At 70.7% G+C, this 14,302-nt stretch carries 13 protein-coding genes; 8 read left to right on the top strand and 5 right to left on the bottom strand.

Features of this window, described 5'->3' with window-relative positions; all coding sequences use genetic code 11:
• Position 1: 1 nt before the first annotated feature.
• The 8 genes from ACSF9G_RS16950 to hypE all read left to right on the top strand — a co-directional run bounded on the left by ACSF9G_RS16950 (position 2) and on the right by hypE (position 10,430).
• The gene (locus tag ACSF9G_RS16950; protein ID WP_436643306.1) at positions 2-2,461 is read left to right on the top strand and encodes an amidase; all 2,460 of its coding nucleotides are present in this window, start codon (positions 2-4) and stop codon (positions 2,459-2,461) included.
• Between the two features lie 25 nt (positions 2,462-2,486).
• Positions 2,487-4,271, top strand: a complete 1,785-nt coding sequence (locus tag ACSF9G_RS16945) for an AMP-binding protein (protein ID WP_436643305.1) — start codon at positions 2,487-2,489, stop codon at positions 4,269-4,271.
• A gap of 198 nt (positions 4,272-4,469) precedes the next feature.
• The gene (locus tag ACSF9G_RS16940) at positions 4,470-4,730 is read left to right on the top strand and encodes a HypC/HybG/HupF family hydrogenase formation chaperone (RefSeq protein ID WP_436643304.1); all 261 of its coding nucleotides are present in this window, start codon (positions 4,470-4,472) and stop codon (positions 4,728-4,730) included.
• A 40-nt stretch (positions 4,731-4,770) separates the two neighbouring features.
• Positions 4,771-5,091, top strand: a complete 321-nt coding sequence (locus ACSF9G_RS16935; RefSeq protein ID WP_436643303.1) for a hydrogenase maturation nickel metallochaperone HypA/HybF — start codon at positions 4,771-4,773, stop codon at positions 5,089-5,091.
• A gap of 36 nt (positions 5,092-5,127) precedes the next feature.
• The gene (hypB, locus tag ACSF9G_RS16930) at positions 5,128-5,949 is read left to right on the top strand and encodes a hydrogenase nickel incorporation protein HypB (RefSeq protein WP_436643302.1); all 822 of its coding nucleotides are present in this window, start codon (positions 5,128-5,130) and stop codon (positions 5,947-5,949) included.
• On the top strand, positions 5,946-7,082 hold the full coding sequence (gene hypD, locus ACSF9G_RS16925; protein WP_436643301.1) for a hydrogenase formation protein HypD: 1,137 nt from the start codon (positions 5,946-5,948) through the stop codon (positions 7,080-7,082). The genes hypB and hypD overlap by 4 nt, the downstream gene beginning before the upstream one ends.
• Positions 7,060-9,399 carry a carbamoyltransferase HypF gene (gene hypF, locus ACSF9G_RS16920; protein ID WP_436643300.1) on the top strand — a complete coding sequence of 780 codons (2,340 nt, stop codon included), beginning with the start codon at positions 7,060-7,062 and terminating at the stop codon, positions 9,397-9,399. The genes hypD and hypF overlap by 23 nt, the downstream gene beginning before the upstream one ends.
• Complete coding sequence (gene hypE / locus ACSF9G_RS16915) at positions 9,396-10,430, top strand: hydrogenase expression/formation protein HypE (RefSeq protein ID WP_436643299.1); 1,035 nt, start codon at positions 9,396-9,398, stop codon at positions 10,428-10,430. Before hypF ends, hypE begins: the two co-directional genes overlap by 4 nt.
• An 8-nt stretch (positions 10,431-10,438) precedes the next feature.
• Here hypE and ACSF9G_RS16910 read toward each other — a convergent pair whose 3' ends face one another.
• The 5 genes from ACSF9G_RS16910 to ACSF9G_RS16890 are packed head-to-tail and all read right to left on the bottom strand — an operon-like array spanning position 10,439 to position 14,300.
• The gene (locus tag ACSF9G_RS16910; RefSeq protein ID WP_436643298.1) at positions 10,439-10,909 is read right to left on the bottom strand and encodes a hydrogenase maturation protease; all 471 of its coding nucleotides are present in this window, start codon (positions 10,907-10,909) and stop codon (positions 10,439-10,441) included.
• Positions 10,906-12,207: a Ni/Fe hydrogenase subunit alpha gene (locus tag ACSF9G_RS16905; protein ID WP_436643297.1), complete on the bottom strand. Its 1,302-nt coding sequence runs from the start codon at positions 12,205-12,207 to the stop codon at positions 10,906-10,908. Before ACSF9G_RS16905 ends, ACSF9G_RS16910 begins: the two co-directional genes overlap by 4 nt.
• Entirely contained in the window at positions 12,182-12,973 is a 792-nt protein-coding gene (locus ACSF9G_RS16900; RefSeq protein WP_436643296.1) for an NADH-quinone oxidoreductase subunit B family protein, read from the bottom strand. Before ACSF9G_RS16900 ends, ACSF9G_RS16905 begins: the two co-directional genes overlap by 26 nt.
• A gap of 2 nt (positions 12,974-12,975) precedes the next feature.
• Entirely contained in the window at positions 12,976-13,839 is an 864-nt protein-coding gene (locus tag ACSF9G_RS16895) for an FAD/NAD(P)-binding protein (protein ID WP_436643295.1), read from the bottom strand.
• Positions 13,839-14,300 carry a cyclic nucleotide-binding domain-containing protein gene (locus ACSF9G_RS16890; protein ID WP_436643294.1) on the bottom strand — a complete coding sequence of 154 codons (462 nt, stop codon included), beginning with the start codon at positions 14,298-14,300 and terminating at the stop codon, positions 13,839-13,841. Before ACSF9G_RS16890 ends, ACSF9G_RS16895 begins: the two co-directional genes overlap by 1 nt.
• Positions 14,301-14,302: the final 2 nt, after the last annotated feature.

Raw genomic sequence — 14,302 nt, 5'->3', positions numbered from 1 at the left:
CATGCTGCAGCACAGCCCGCCGGAACACCCACCCGCCGACCATCCCGCCCTCGAGGTTCGGTCTCTGGCGGCGGGCTACGGGCGCATTCCCGTCCTGCACGGCATCGATCTGGCCGTCGGGTATGACGAGATCGTCGGCATCCTCGGCCACAACGGCATGGGCAAGTCGACGCTTCTGAAGACCATCATGGGCTTCCTGCCCGCCCGCGGCGGCCATGTCGCGCTCGCCGACGAGGACATCACCCGGCTCAAGCCGCACGACCGGGCGCTGCGCGGGCTCGGCTACATCCCCCAGGGCCGCGGCATCTTCCCGAAGCTGTCGGTCGCCGAGAACCTGCGGCTGGCCTGGCACGACCACGGCGATGCCAGCGAGGCGGACGCGCTCGAGCGCATGCTCGCCGACTTCCCGCGCCTCAAGCCCCTGCTCGGCCGCGAGGGGGGCGCGCTGTCGGGCGGCGAACAGCAGCTGCTGGCGCTCGCCCGCGGGCTGATGGGCGATCCCTGGTTCCTGCTCCTCGACGAGCCGACCGAGGGCATCCAGCCCTCGATCATCGACGAGATCGAGGAGACGCTCCTGAGGCTGCGCAGGCAACGCGGCCTGACCGTCCTGCTGGTGGAGCAGAACTTCGAGTTCCTGAGCCTCCTGTCCGACCGCGTTCTGGTGATGGAGCGCGGCGCGATCACCGCGGAGTTCGGCCGCGAGGCGGTGCGCGACGTCAGCCAGATCGAGGCCTTCCTGGGCTTCGGCGCCGTGCGCCAGACCCGCGGCGCGCCCGCACATGCACACGCGCCCGCGCTTGCCCCCGTATCTGCGGTGCCGGCCGGTGCCGGGCCGCTCCATGGGGCGGCGCCCGTCCAATCGATGCCGGCCGAACGGCCCGGCCAACAAAAATCCCCCGCGCCCCGGAGCGACCGTGCGTCGCCGGCGCGGCCAATGGAGGCGTTCATGAGCGTCAGACGACCGACCGTGGAACAGATGCGCGACATCGTCTCGGGCCTGCACATGTCGATGAGCGACCGCGAGATCCTCGACTACCTCACCATCATGGAGGACACCTTCAAGGCCTACGACGCCGTCGACGCAATGCCCGACAACCTGCCGAAGGTGAAGTATCCGCGCACCCCCGGCTATCGTCCGCCCGCCGCCGAGAACCCGATGAACGCCTGGTACGTGAAGGCCGAGGTGAAGGGCGCCGCCTCCGGCCCGCTCGAGGGCAGGAAGGTCGTGCTCAAGGACAACGTGTGCCTCGCCGGCGTGCCGATGATGAACGGCGCCTCGACGCTGGAGGGCTACACGCCGGACGTCGACGCCACCGTCGTCACCCGCATCCTCGATGCCGGCGGCACCATCGTCGGCAAGGCCCACTGCGAGTATTTCTGCCTCTCCGGCGGCAGCCACACCAACGCCACCGGTCCTGTCCACAACCCCTACCGGCTCGGCTATTCCGCCGGTGGCTCCTCGTCCGGGTCGGGCGCGCTCGTCGGCGCCGGCGAGGTGGAGATGGCGATCGGCGGCGACCAGGGCGGCTCGGTCCGCATGCCCGCCTCCTTCTGCGGCGCCTACGGCATGAAGGGCACCCACGGCCTCGTTCCCTATACGGGCATCATGCCGATCGAGCCGACCATCGACCACGCCGGCCCGATCACCGCCAACGTGCGCGACAACGCGTTGCTGCTGGAGGTGATCGCCGGCGAGGACGGTCTCGACCCGCGCCAGTACTGCCCGAAGGTCGACCGCTACACCCAGGCCGTCGGCATGGGCGTGTCGGGCATGCGCATCGGCGTGGTCCGGGAGGGCTTCGGCCGCCCCGAATCCGAGGCCGACGTCGACGACCGGGTGCGCGCGGCAGCCGAGAAATTCCGCTCGCTCGGTGCGGCGGTCGAGGAGGTGTCGGTGCCGATGCACCTGACCGGCCCGGCGATCTGGACGCCGATCGCGCTCGAGGGCCTGACCGACATCATGATGCACGGCAACGGCTTCGCCACCGGCTGGGAGGGGCTCTACGTCACCAGCCTGCTCGACTACCACGCCAACTGGCGCGCGCGCGCCAACGAGCTGTCGAAGAGCCTGAAGATCTCGATGTTCGTCGGTGAGTACATGCAGAAGCACTATCGCGGCCACTACTACGCCAAGGCCCAGAACCTGAGCCGCGTGCTGCGGGCCGCCTACGACGACGCGCTGTCGCGCTACGACGTGCTGATCATGCCGACCACGCCGATGAAGGCGCAGCCGCTGCCCGCGCCCGACGATCCGCTGGCGAACTACATCCAGCGCGCCTTCGAGATGATCGGCAACACCGCCCCGTTCGACGCCTCGGGCCATCCGGCGATGAGCGTGCCGGTCGGCCTCAGCCAGGGCCTGCCGGTGGGCATGATGATCATCGGCCGGCACTACGCGGAATCGACCATCTACCGCGCCGCCGGTGCCTTCGAGTCGCTGGGAGACTGGCGCGCCATGTAGGGGCCATGTCTAGGGAGGACATGCCATGACCATCCTGTCGGAATCGATGGCGGGACAACTGTCCGTCAGCCTGTTCGAGCGCAACGACGCCGCCCAGGCGTCGGGCGGGGCGGTCGTCGCGCCGGTCGACGGCAAGTCCTACGTGTCCGGCGACCGGTCGGTGCCGCTGCGCCGGGTGACGATTCCGCAGATGTTCGCTGAGACGGTGTCGCGCTTCGGCCCGCGCGAGGCCGCCGTCTTCCGCGCGTCGAACCGGCGCTTCACCTACTACGAGCTCGATCGCGAGATCGACCGGCTGGCCAGCGGCCTGCTCGCGCTCGGCCTGGAGAAGGGCGACCGCATCGGCATCTGGTCGCCCAACCGCCCGGAGTGGCTGATCACTCAGTTCGCCACCGCGCGGATCGGCCTGATCATGGTCAACATCAACCCGGCCTATCGGCTGTCCGAGGTCGAGTACGCGCTGAACAAGGTCGGCTGCAAGGCGCTGATCGCCGCCGACCGGTTCAGGAAATCCGACTATCTCGGCATGATCGCCACCCTGGCGCCGGAACTGGCCGCCTGCCGGCCCGGCGCGCTCAGGGCCGAGCGGCTGCCGGCGCTGCGCAGCGTCGTCCGGCTGGGCTCGGAAAAGACGCCGGGCATGTTCAACTTCGAGGAGGTCTGCGAGATCGGCGGGCCGGCGCAGCAGATGCGCCTGGACACCGTGACCCGCGCGCTCGATCCCGACGATCCGATCAACATCCAGTTCACGTCGGGCACCACCGGCGCGCCCAAGGGGGCGACGCTGACGCACTACAACATCGTCAACAACGCCTGGTTCACGGTCCGGACGATGGGATTCAGCGAATCCGACCGGCTGTGCATTCCGGTGCCGCTCTATCACTGCTTCGGCATGGTGCTGGGCACGCTCGGCTGCGTCACGGCGGGCGCGTCCATGGTGTTTCCCGGGGAAGCCTTCGACGCCGGCGAGACGCTGGCGGCGGTCTCGGCCGAGCGCTGCACGGCCGTCTACGGCGTGCCGACCATGTTCATCGCCATGCTCGACCACCCGGATTTCCGGTCGCACGACGTCTCCAGCCTGCGCACCGGCATCATGGCCGGCGCGCCGTGCCCGGTCGAGGTGATGCGCCGCGTCGTCCGGGACATGCACATGCCCGAGGTCACCATCGGCTACGGCATGACCGAGACGAGCCCGATCTCGTTCCAGTCCGCCATCGACGACGGGCTGGAGGAACGCGTCTCCACGGTTGGCCGCATCCATCCGCATGTGGAGGTGAAGATCGTCGACGAAACGGGTGCGACCGCCGACGTCGGCGTCGGCGGCGAGCTGTGCACCCGCGGCTATTCGGTCATGCGGGGCTACTGGAACGACGAGGAGCGCACCCGCGAGGCGATCGATGTCGGCGGCTGGATGCATACCGGCGACCTCGCCGAGATCGACGCGCGCGGCTATTGCAGCATCGTCGGCCGGGTCAAGGACATGGTCATCCGCGGCGGCGAGAACATCTATCCGCGCGAGATAGAGGAATTTCTCTACCGCCATCCCAAGATAGCCGAGGTGCAGGTCTTCGGCGTGCCCGACGAGAAATACGGCGAGGAGCTTGCCGCCTGGATCGTGCTGCAGCCGGGCGAGAGCGCCGGCGAGGACGAGATCCGCGACTACTGCAGGGGCGCGATCGCCCACTACAAGGTGCCCCGCTACATCCGCTTCAAGGATGCCCTGCCGATGACCGTCACCGGCAAGCCGCAGAAGTTCCTGATGCGCGAGGAGATGGCCGAGGAGCTGCAGCAGGCGGGCGGGGCCCGCTAGTGCCCCCCCCTCGGCGGCGACCCTGCCGCCGGCCGAGCGCCCTGACGACGCGAACGCCGATCCGGTGCCGCCCGGCGGGAGTTCACCGCTGGCGGGGACGGCAAACGGGCGCGCCACGAAGACACCATCATTGATGACGAACATCGATGGTGGGTATACTTGACCGAGCAAATAAAATTGGTTGCTTGAAGACTTTTCGTGAAGGAGGCCGTCATGTGCCTGGCCGTGCCCATGCGAGTGGTCGAGCGCGATGGCTTCACGGCACGGTGCGAGGCCAAGGGCATCGAGCGCGCGGTAAGCCTGTTCCTGCTTCAGCACGAGGACGTCGGCCCCGGCGACCATGTCATGGTCCATGTCGGCTACGCGATCCAGAAGATGACGGCGGCGGACGCGCAGAGCGCGTGGGCGCTCTTCGACGAGGTTCTCGCCGCGGAGGAAGAAGCGCGCGGCGGTGCATGAGCTAGCGATCTGCCGGAGCCTGTTGCGGGAAGTGCAGCGCGTGGCCGCGCGGAACGGCGCCCGCGAGGTCGTCGGGATCGGCGTCGTGGTCGGGCCGCTGTCCGGCATCGAGCCCGCGCTGCTGGAGCGCGCCTTCGCGCAGGCCCGGTGCGGCACCATCGCGGCGAACGCGACGCTCGAGATCGAGGAAGCGCCGCTGACGGTCTGGTGCGAAGGCTGCGGCGTCGAGTCGCAGGTGGCGATGAACGCGCTGCTGTGTGGCCGGTGCGGTACCTGGAAGGTTGATCTGAAGTCCGGAAACGAGCTGCTGTTGAAGCAGGTTGAATTGAGCCGCGACGAGACCGCCGGGGCGACCGGCTGACACCGGCGGCCCGCGCGGCGGCGAAGGGAGACGATCATGTGCGACCAGTGCGGATGCGCGACGACGCCCGACAGCGTTCATGTCCATGACCACGCCGGCGTCGTGGCGACCCGGTCCGTCGACCCCCAGTCCGTCGCGGTCCTGACGGGGCTGCTGCACGAGAACGACCACGCCGCCGCCCACAATCGCGAGCACCTGGGCCGCCACGGCATCCTCGCTGTCAACCTGATGTCGTCGCCGGGCTCGGGCAAGACCAGCCTGCTGGAGGCGACGATCGAGGCGCTCGGCGACCGGCACCGCATCGCCGTCATCGAAGGCGACCTCGAGACTGAGAACGACGCGCGCCGCATCCGCGACAAGGGCGTGCCGGCGGTGCAGATCACCACCGGCCAGACCTGCCACCTCGACGCCCATATGGTGCATGACGCGCTGCATGCGCTCGATCTCGGCGCGATCGACATCCTGTTTATCGAGAATGTCGGCAATCTGGTCTGTCCGGCGAGCTTCGATCTCGGCCAGCACGCCAACGTGACGCTCCTCGCGGTGACCGAGGGCGACGACAAGCCCGCCAAGTATCCGGTGATGTTCCGCGGCTCAGACCTCGTGCTGCTGACCAAGGCCGATCTCCTCGACGTGCTCGACGACTTCTCGCCGCAGAAGGCCGTCGGCCATGTCCGCGACCTGGCGAACCCCGCCGACGTGTTCACCGTCTCCGCGCGCCGGGCCGATACGCTGGCGCCGTGGTTCGCCTGGCTCGACGACAGGCGCGCCGCCTGCCGGGGCGGGATGGCGCCGCGGCCGCGGTCGCATCCCGTTCCCCCGCATTCGCATCCCCATCACGCGGGCGCCGCGGAATGATCGGCGCGCCGCAATCCGCAGTCGCCGCCAGGCGGTGGCTGGAGCGCATTCGCGCCCTGCCGCTGAACGGACGAGTCCGGGTGATGAACGTCTGCGGCGGCCACGAGCGTTCGATCTCCATGGCCGGCCTGCGCGGGGTATTGCCGCAGCAGATCGAGCTGATCCCGGGTCCGGGCTGTCCCGTCTGCGTCTGTCCCGAGGAGGACGTCTATGCCGCGATCCGGCTCGCCGCGCGCAAGGAGGTGATCCTGGTCGCCTTCGGCGACATGCTGCGGGTGCCGGCGAACCTGCCGAAGAACGAGCCGCGCTCGCTGGAACAGGCGCGCGCCGCCGGCGGCGACGTGCGCCCGATCGCCTCGCCGCAGGAAGCCGCCAGGATCGCCCGCGCCAATCCGGACAGGGACGTGGTGTTCTTCGCGGCCGGCTTCGAGACCACGACCGCGCCGGTGGCCGCCCTCGTCGCCGAGGGGCTTCCCGACAACCTGTCGATCCTGCTGTCGGGACGGCTGACCTGGCCGGCCGTCGCCATGCTGCTCGACAGCGAGGAGGCCGGTTTCGACGCGCTGATCGCGCCCGGGCACGTCTCCACGGTGATGGGCCCCGAGGAATGGCGCTTCGTGCCGGAAAGGCACGGCATTCCGTCCGCCGTCGCCGGGTTCGAGACCGACAGCCTGCTCGCCGCGCTTCATTCCGTCCTGTCCCAGCATCTCGAGGGGCGGGCCGTCCTGGACAACAGCTACGAGACCGTCGCCAGGCCCGGCGGCAACCCGACCGCGCGGCGCCTGATCGCGGAGACGCTGGACGTGGTCGACGCGACCTGGCGCGGCATCGGCGTGATCCCGAAGTCGGGCTTCGCGTTGAAGCCGCGCTTCGCCGCGTTCGACGCGGTGCGCCGCTTCGATCTCGATCTCGCCGAGGCCCGCAAGCGCGCCGGCGAAATGCCGCCGGGATGCGATTGCGCCCGCGTCGTCCTGGGCAGGATCTATCCCAACCAGTGCGTTTTGTTCGGCAAGGCCTGCACGCCGCGCACCCCGATCGGCCCCTGCATGGTGTCGGACGAGGGCGCCTGCCGCATCTGGTGGTCGTCGGGCATCCGCCACGCCAAGAGCCATGACCGCGCCGTTGCCGGATAGCGGCCGGGTCGCCGAACGGTCTGCCCGCCGCATCGTCATCGGCGGTCGGGTGCAGGGGGTCGGGTTCCGGCCGTTCGTCTACCGCACGGCGACGGCGCTCGGGCTGTCCGGCTGGGTCCGCAACGGCGCCGGCGGGGTTGTCATTCACGTCGAGGGGCCGGCGCGCGCGCTTGTCCGCTTCGAGGCCGCGCTGAACGAGGAGGCTCCGCCCTTCGCCGAACCGCGCCTCGAACGCGCCGAGGACACCGTCGCCGAGGGGGCGGATCGGTTCACGATCGTGGCCAGCGAAACAGGTGACGACGCCGACATCCACGTGCCGCCGGACATGTTCTGCTGCGAGGCGTGCCGCGCGGAGATGGCCGATCCGCGCGAGCGCCGCCATCGCTACCCCTTCACCAACTGCACCCAGTGCGGGCCGCGCTACACCATCATCGAGGCGCTGCCCTACGACCGGCCGAACACCGCGATGGCCGGTTTCGCGCTCTGTGCCGCGTGCCGGGGCGAATACGAGGATCCGCGCGACCGGCGCTTCCATGCCCAGCCGCTCGGCTGCCCGGATTGCGGGCCGCGCCTGACCTTCCGCAGCGACGCCGCCGCCGTCACCGGCGGCGAAGCGCTGGCCGCGGCGGTCGCGCATCTGCGCGGCGGCGGCATCGTGGCGACGAAGGGCATCGGTGGCTATCACCTGATGTGCGACGCCGCCAGCGACGCGGCCGTCAAAGCGTTGCGCGCGCGCAAGCGCCGCCCGCACAAGCCGCTGGCGGTCATGGTCCCGCATGTCGGGGCGGACGGGCTCGACGCGGCGCGGGCGCATGTCGCGCTGGACGATGCCGAAGCGCGCGCCTGCGCCGATCCGCGCCGCACGATCGTCCTCGCCCGCCGCAGGGCCGGGAGCGGTCTGAGCGCCGCGCTGGCGCCGGGCCTCGCCGAGCTGGGCGTCTTCCTTCCCTACAGCCCGCTGCACCACCTGCTGCTGTCGGATTTCGCCGCGCCGCTGGTCGCGACCTCGGGAAACGTCAGCGGCGAGCCGGTCCTCACCGACGATGCCGAGGCCGAGGCGCGGCTGGGTGGCGTGGCGACGGCGTTCCTGCACCACGACCGGCCGATCGTCCGGCCCGCCGACGATTCCGTCGTTCGCGTGATCGCCGGCAAGCCGCGTCCGGTCCGTCTCGGCCGCGGCCTGGCCCCACTGGAGATCGACCTGCCGCGTGCCTTCGCCGAGCCGACATTGGCCGTCGGCGGGCAGATGAAGGGCGCCGTCGCGCTCGGCTGGGGCCGCCGCGCCGTCGTGTCGCCGCATATCGGCGAACTGGACAGCCCGCGCAGCCGGCGCGTCTTCGAACAGGTCGTCGCCGACCTGCAGGCGCTCTACCGGGTCGAGGCCCGGCGCGTCGTCTGCGACGCCCATCCCGGCTACGCCTCCACGCGCTGGGCGCGCGACAGCGGTTTGCCGCTGATGCAGGTGCAGCACCATGCCGCCCATGCCTCGGCGCTCGCCGGGGAGGCGGCGCGGATCGATCGCTGGCTGGTGTTCGCCTGGGACGGCATCGGCCTTGGCACCGACGGCAGGGATCGGGACGAGCTTTGGGGCGGCGAGGCGTTGCTCGGAGCCCCCGGCTGCTGGCGTCGCGTCGCCAGCATGCGGCCGTTTCGGCTCACCGGCGGCGACCGGGCCGGGCGCGAGCCCTGGCGTTCGGCCGCCGCCGTGATGTGGGAGGCGGGCCATGCCTTCGCGCCGGCCGCCGACGGTGCCGGCCTCGCCGCCCAGGCCTGGCGCAAGGGCGTAGGAACCGCGCGGACCTCCTCCGTGGGCCGCCTGTTCGATGCCGCCGCCGCGCTGATCCTCGGCGTCGACGTCGTCACGTTCGAGGGGCAGGGGCCGATGCTGCTGGAAAGCGCGGCCGATGCGACCGGTGAGGCGGTGCCGCTGCCGCTCGCCCGCGATCCGGACGGGCTGTGGCGCAGCGACTGGGCGCCGCTGCTGCCGGTGATCGCCGATGCGACCCTGCCCGCCGGCGCCCGCGCCGCACTGTTTCACGAGAGCATGGCGCGTACGCTCGTCGATCAGGCGACGGCGCTGGCGCGGACCGAGGAGGTTCGCGCGGTCGGGCTGACGGGCGGCGTCTTCCAGAACCGGCGGCTGGCCGAGCGCGTCTGCGCGCTGCTCGCGGCGGCGGGGATTACCGCCTATCTTCCGGAGGCGCTGCCGGCCAACGACGGCGGGCTGGCGTTCGGACAACTCGTCGAAGCGCTGTATCGTGGCGCCCGCGGCGACGATGGCCGCGGCGACGATACCCGAGGCAGCGGACAGGCATGACAGACGCCCGGCACGTGGAGCTCGCGCACGGCAACGGGGGCCGTTTCATGCGGGAGCTGATCGAGGCGGTTTTCGCCAGGCATCTCGCCGATCCCGGCCTCGATACGGGGCTCGACACGGGTCTCGACATCGGGCTCGATGCCGCCCCGATCGGCCTGGAGGCCGGTTTCGTACCGTACATCACCACCGACGCGTTCACGGTGCAGCCGCTCGAATTCCCCGGCGGCGACATCGGCTCGCTCGCCGTCAACGGGACCGTCAACGATCTAGCCGTCGCCGGCGCGACGCCGAAATACCTCACCCTCAACGCGATCATCGAGGAGGGGCTCGAAGTCGCCTGCCTTGACCGCATCGTCAGGAGCCTCGCCGCCGCCGCCCGCGACGCTGATGTGCACGTGGTCGCCGGCGACACCAAGGTCGTCCCGCGCGGGCAGGGCGGCGGCCTCTATCTCGCCACCACCGGGGTGGGCCTGCGCGCCGACGGGTGCCGGCTCGGCATGGCGCAGGTGCGCGCCGGCGATGCGCTGCTGGTCAGCGGCCCCGTCGGCGATCATGGCATCGCGGTGATGCTGGCGCGCGAGGATTTCGATCTGAAGGGCAGCGTCGCCTCGGACTGCGCCTCCGTCGCTCCGTTCACGGCGCCGCTCGCGACGATGCCGGGCGTTCGCTTCATGCGCGATCCGACCCGCGGCGGCCTTGCCACCGTCGCGCACGAGATCGCCGCGGCGACAGCGCTGACGGTCCGGCTCGCCGAGCCGTCCGTGCCGGTACGCGACGCGGTGCGCTCGGTGTGCGAGATGCTGGGCTACGATCCCTATTATCTGGCCTGCGAGGGCCGCGTCGTGGCGGTCGTGTCGCCGCAGGTCGCCGACGATGTCCTCGCGCTGTGGCGCGCCCTGCCGGGCGGCGCGGACGCCGCGATGATCGGCCGCATGATCGAGGGGCCGGCGCAGGTGATCCTGGAAACGGAGATCGGCGGGGAGCGCGTGCTGGAGGAACTGGAGGACGATCCGCTGCCGCGGATCTGCTGACGCCGTTCCTAGGCGGCCGGCTCCGGATGTGCGGCGAGTTCCGCACAAATCTCCTCGGCGACGCGGCGCGCGGCCTCCGCCACCGCCGGCGTGAGCCGTCCGCCGGGCGCGAAGGCCGCCGCCTCGATCGCGTACACGGTCAGGCGGGGCGGCAGCGCGCCGAGCGCGCGGGCAAGCTCGATGGTCGTGGCCAGGCCGATGCCGTGGGACGACAGGGCGCCGAGGCGTTCCGGCAGCGGCGCCGCATGGGCCTCGAAGCGGTGAACGGCCCCGGCGCGCGTCATCGGCGCGCAGGCGTCGACGAGCCAGACCGCCGGTACGCCGCGCCACGCCTGTATCAGGCTCTGCGGCTCGGCCGCCGATCGGATCACCCGCACGCCATCGAGGCCGGCATCCGCGATAAATCCCGCAGCGATCAGTCCGGCCGCGTCGTCGCCGCGATCGGCGTTGCCCACTCCGATGACGAGGCGGTCCGTCATGCCCTGTCCTCGCCGCGGTCGATATCGAGCGTCAGGAAATGGGTCGCGCAGGAGATGCAGGGATCGTAGTTGCGGATCGTCTGCTCGCAGCGCAGCTTCAGCGCCTCGTCCGCCATCGACAGGTTGGCGGCGAGCACGCCGCGCAGGTCGTCCTCTATGGTCGGCTGGTTCTGGGCCGTCGGCGGCACGATCCGGGCGCTTTGAATGGACCCGTCGGCGGTAATGTCGTAGCGGTGGAAGAGCAGGCCGCGCGGCGCTTCCGTTGCCCAGGCGCCGCGACCATCGCGCGGCGTCACGGGCACGGCGGGTTCGGCTGGTGGCGCGTAGGCATCGATCAGGCGCAAGGCCTCCTCGAAGGCGAACAGCACCTCGACCGCGCGCACGACGATGCTGCGGAACGGATTGCGGCAGACCGGCCCGAGACCCGCCTCCCGCGCCACCGAGCGCACTGGCTCGGGCAGTCGCTCGAAGTTCAGCGCGTAGCGCGCCAGCGGACCGGTGAGATAGGGCCCGCCGCCCCTGATTTGCGCGTGCAGCGCGGTGGAATGGGCGACGTGTACTTCCTCGAAGGTGTCCTCGTAGTCGTCCGGCGCGATGTTGATGCCGCCGCTGGAGGCGATGCGGCCCTCCGACATGGGGTATTCGTCCTCGGGCCGCAGCGCGACGAACGTGTAGTCGCGCTCGAAGTCGGGACAGTCGAGCGCGGCCGTCCACAGCACGGTCTCGCGGGCGGCGTCGCGCGCCCACAGAAGCTCGTCGCGCAGCACCGCGAGCTCACTTTTGCGCGGGGCGCGATAGAACCCGCCGACGCGCACGTTGATCGGATGCACCTCGCGCCCGCCGAGCGTGGCGACGATATCGTTGCCGGCCTTCTTCATGCGCAGGGCCCGCTGCACCGCCGCCCGGTGGTCGCGGGCCATGTCGACCACGCTGTCGAAGCCGAGGAAATCGGGCGCGTGCAGCATGTGGATGTGCAGCACGTGGCTTTCGATCCACTCGCCGCAATACAGCAGCCGGCGCAGGTCGCGCAGCGCCCCGCCGACTTGGACGCCGCAGGCCGCCTCCATCGCGTGGACGGCGCTCATCTGGTAGGCGACCGGGCAGATGCCGCAGATCCGCGCGGTGATGTCGGCGGCCTCGCGGAAGTCGCGTCCGCGCAGCAGCGCCTCGAAGAAGCGCGGCGGTTCGTAGATGTTCAGCTCGACATGCTCGATCGCCCCGTCGCGCAGGCGCACGTGCAGCGCGCCTTCGCCCTCGACGCGGGCGAGCTGCTCAACCTTGATCGTGCGCTGCGTCATGGCGCTCGCTCTCCTCCCGGAACGGCGGGGCGGCCGCGTTGAAGGTGCTCAGGATCCGCTGGATGTCGCGCGGGGTCATGCCGTGGCGGGCCAGCACGGTGCTGATCGCCGGCATCTCGGGCGTGTCCTGCGGCCCGTAGCAGCCGTAGCAGCCGCGGTCGTAGGCCGGGCAGATGGCGCCGCAGCCGGCCTGCGTCACCGGTCCCAGGCATGGGGTGCCGTGCGCGACCGTCACGCAGACGGTGCCGCGCATCTTGCATTCGAGGCAGACGCTGTGGCCAGAGACCGCCGGCCGGCGGCCGAAGGCGAAGGCGCTGACCACCTCGAGAAGCTGGTACTTGTTGACCGGGCAGCCGCGCAGCTCGAAATCGACCGGCACGTGATCGGCGATCGCGGTGGAGGTCGCCAGCGTGTCGATGTAGTCGGGTCTGGCGTAGACGGCGGCGATGAAGTCGTCGATATCGTGGAAGTTGCGCAGCGCCTGGATGCCGCCGGCGGTCGCGCAGGCGCCGATGGTGACGAGCGCCTTCGACTGGGCGCGCACCTGCCGGATCCGCTCGGCATCGTGCGCCGTGGTGATGGACCCCTCGACCAGCGACAGGTCGTAGGGCCCCGCGACGACGGCGCTGGAGGCTTCGAGGAACTGGGCGATCTCGACGGCGCCGGCAAGCGCCAGCAGCTCGTCCTCCAGGTCGAGCAGCGACAGCTGGCAACCGTCGCAGGAGGCGAATTTCCAGACCGCCAGCTTGGGCTTGCGCGCCGCCATCGTCACAGCCCCTGCACGGCGAGCAGGCCGGCGACGCGGTCGTGCGGGAACACCGGCCCGTCGCGGCAGATGAAGGCGGGGCCGAGCTGGCAGTGGCCGCAATGGCCGATCGCGCATTTCATGTTCCGCTCCAGCGACACGTGGATGTCGGCGCCGCGCATGCCGCGCGCCTTCAGCGCTTCTGCCGAGAAGTGCATCATGATCTCGGGGCCGCACAGGAAGGCCGTCGACCGGTCCGGATCGAAGTCGGCGGCGGCGATCAACTTGGTGATGACGCCGACGCGCCCGTGCCAGGTGGTGTCGGCGTGGTCCACCGTGATCTCGAACGCCAGATCGGGTGTGTTGCGCCAGCGTTCCAGGTCGTCCCTGAACAGGAGCATCTGCGGGTTTCGGGTGCCGTAGAAAAGATAGACCCGGCGGTAGCGCCGCCGCTCGGCCAGGATCCGCAGGATGGCCGGCCGCAACGGCGCCAGCCCGAGGCCGCCGGCGAGGATCAGGACGTCGCGTCCCTCCGCCTCCCGCGTCGGCCAGGCGGTGCCGAACGGCCCGCGCACGCCGACGGTCTGGCCCGGCTGTAGCCGCGAAAACCCGCGCGTGACGCTGCCAACGGACCGCACCGTGTGGACCAGCCGGCCGGCATCGGCCGGATCGCCGCTGATGCTGATCGCCACCTCGCCCAGGCCGAACAGGTAGAGCATGTTGAACTGGCCCGGCGCGAACGCCAAGGGCAGGGCGCCGCCGAGCAGTTCGAGATCGCGCGGTTCGAGATCGAAGGTGCAGGTGTCCTCGGTCTCGTCGCGCCGCGCGCGCACCGCGAACAGGCGCGGGATCATCGGGTCGGACAGGGGCGCCGCGCGTGCGTGCATCAGGCCATGCCCGCGCCGTAGACGTCGAGGGTCTGGAACCGCGCGTGCGTCAGTCTGTCGACCAGGACCGGGACGAAGCGTTTCATCAGCTCGTAGCCCAGGTGGTGATCGGCCTCGCACTTGTCGCGCAGGCACTTGCCGTTGAGCGCCACGGCGACCGTCGTTTCCAGGGCGCGCGCGTCCGTGCTGCAGCGATAGGGCGGCACGATCCAGGCGGCGTTCAGCACGCCGCCGGGGTGCTCGGTATCGAACATCATGTTGCCCTGCGGCCCGCGCATTTCCAGTCCGACGCTGCCGCGCCGGATGATGTAGAAGGTGTCGGCCGGGTCGCCCTGGCGATAGAGATACTGGCCGGTCTCGAAACGCACCTGTTTGCCGCAGCCGGCGATCGCGCGCGACAGCTCGTCCTCCAGCCCGTGGAAGAACGGATGCTCGATCATGACGGATTCGAGAGTGCGCATGC

This window comes from Microbaculum mangrovi (genome assembly GCF_051390635.1).
In the GTDB taxonomy this organism is placed as follows: Bacteria; Pseudomonadota; Alphaproteobacteria; order Rhizobiales; family Tepidamorphaceae; genus Microbaculum.
Note: the sequence above shows the minus strand (reverse complement) of the source record. Positions and strands in the feature narration are given on the sequence as shown.

What these genes read in the sequence shown, in the direction of transcription:
- ACSF9G_RS16950 (WP_436643306.1), top strand. Translation starts at nt 2, where the DNA reads ATGCTGCAGCACAGCCCGCCGGAACACCCACCCGCCGACCATCCCGCC.
- ACSF9G_RS16945 (WP_436643305.1), top strand. Translation starts at nt 2,487, where the DNA reads ATGACCATCCTGTCGGAATCGATGGCGGGACAACTGTCCGTCAGCCTG.
- hypB (WP_436643302.1), top strand. Translation starts at nt 5,128, where the DNA reads ATGTGCGACCAGTGCGGATGCGCGACGACGCCCGACAGCGTTCATGTC.
- hypD (WP_436643301.1), top strand. Translation starts at nt 5,946, where the DNA reads ATGATCGGCGCGCCGCAATCCGCAGTCGCCGCCAGGCGGTGGCTGGAG.
- hypF (WP_436643300.1), top strand. Translation starts at nt 7,060, where the DNA reads ATGACCGCGCCGTTGCCGGATAGCGGCCGGGTCGCCGAACGGTCTGCC.
- hypE (WP_436643299.1), top strand. Translation starts at nt 9,396, where the DNA reads ATGACAGACGCCCGGCACGTGGAGCTCGCGCACGGCAACGGGGGCCGT.
- ACSF9G_RS16910 (WP_436643298.1), bottom strand. Translation starts at nt 10,909, where the DNA reads ATGACGGACCGCCTCGTCATCGGAGTGGGCAACGCCGATCGCGGCGAC.
- ACSF9G_RS16905 (WP_436643297.1), bottom strand. Translation starts at nt 12,207, where the DNA reads ATGACGCAGCGCACGATCAAGGTTGAGCAGCTCGCCCGCGTCGAGGGC.
- ACSF9G_RS16900 (WP_436643296.1), bottom strand. Translation starts at nt 12,973, where the DNA reads ATGGCGGCGCGCAAGCCCAAGCTGGCGGTCTGGAAATTCGCCTCCTGC.
- ACSF9G_RS16895 (WP_436643295.1), bottom strand. Translation starts at nt 13,839, where the DNA reads ATGCACGCACGCGCGGCGCCCCTGTCCGACCCGATGATCCCGCGCCTG.
- ACSF9G_RS16890 (WP_436643294.1), bottom strand. Translation starts at nt 14,300, where the DNA reads ATGCGCACTCTCGAATCCGTCATGATCGAGCATCCGTTCTTCCACGGG.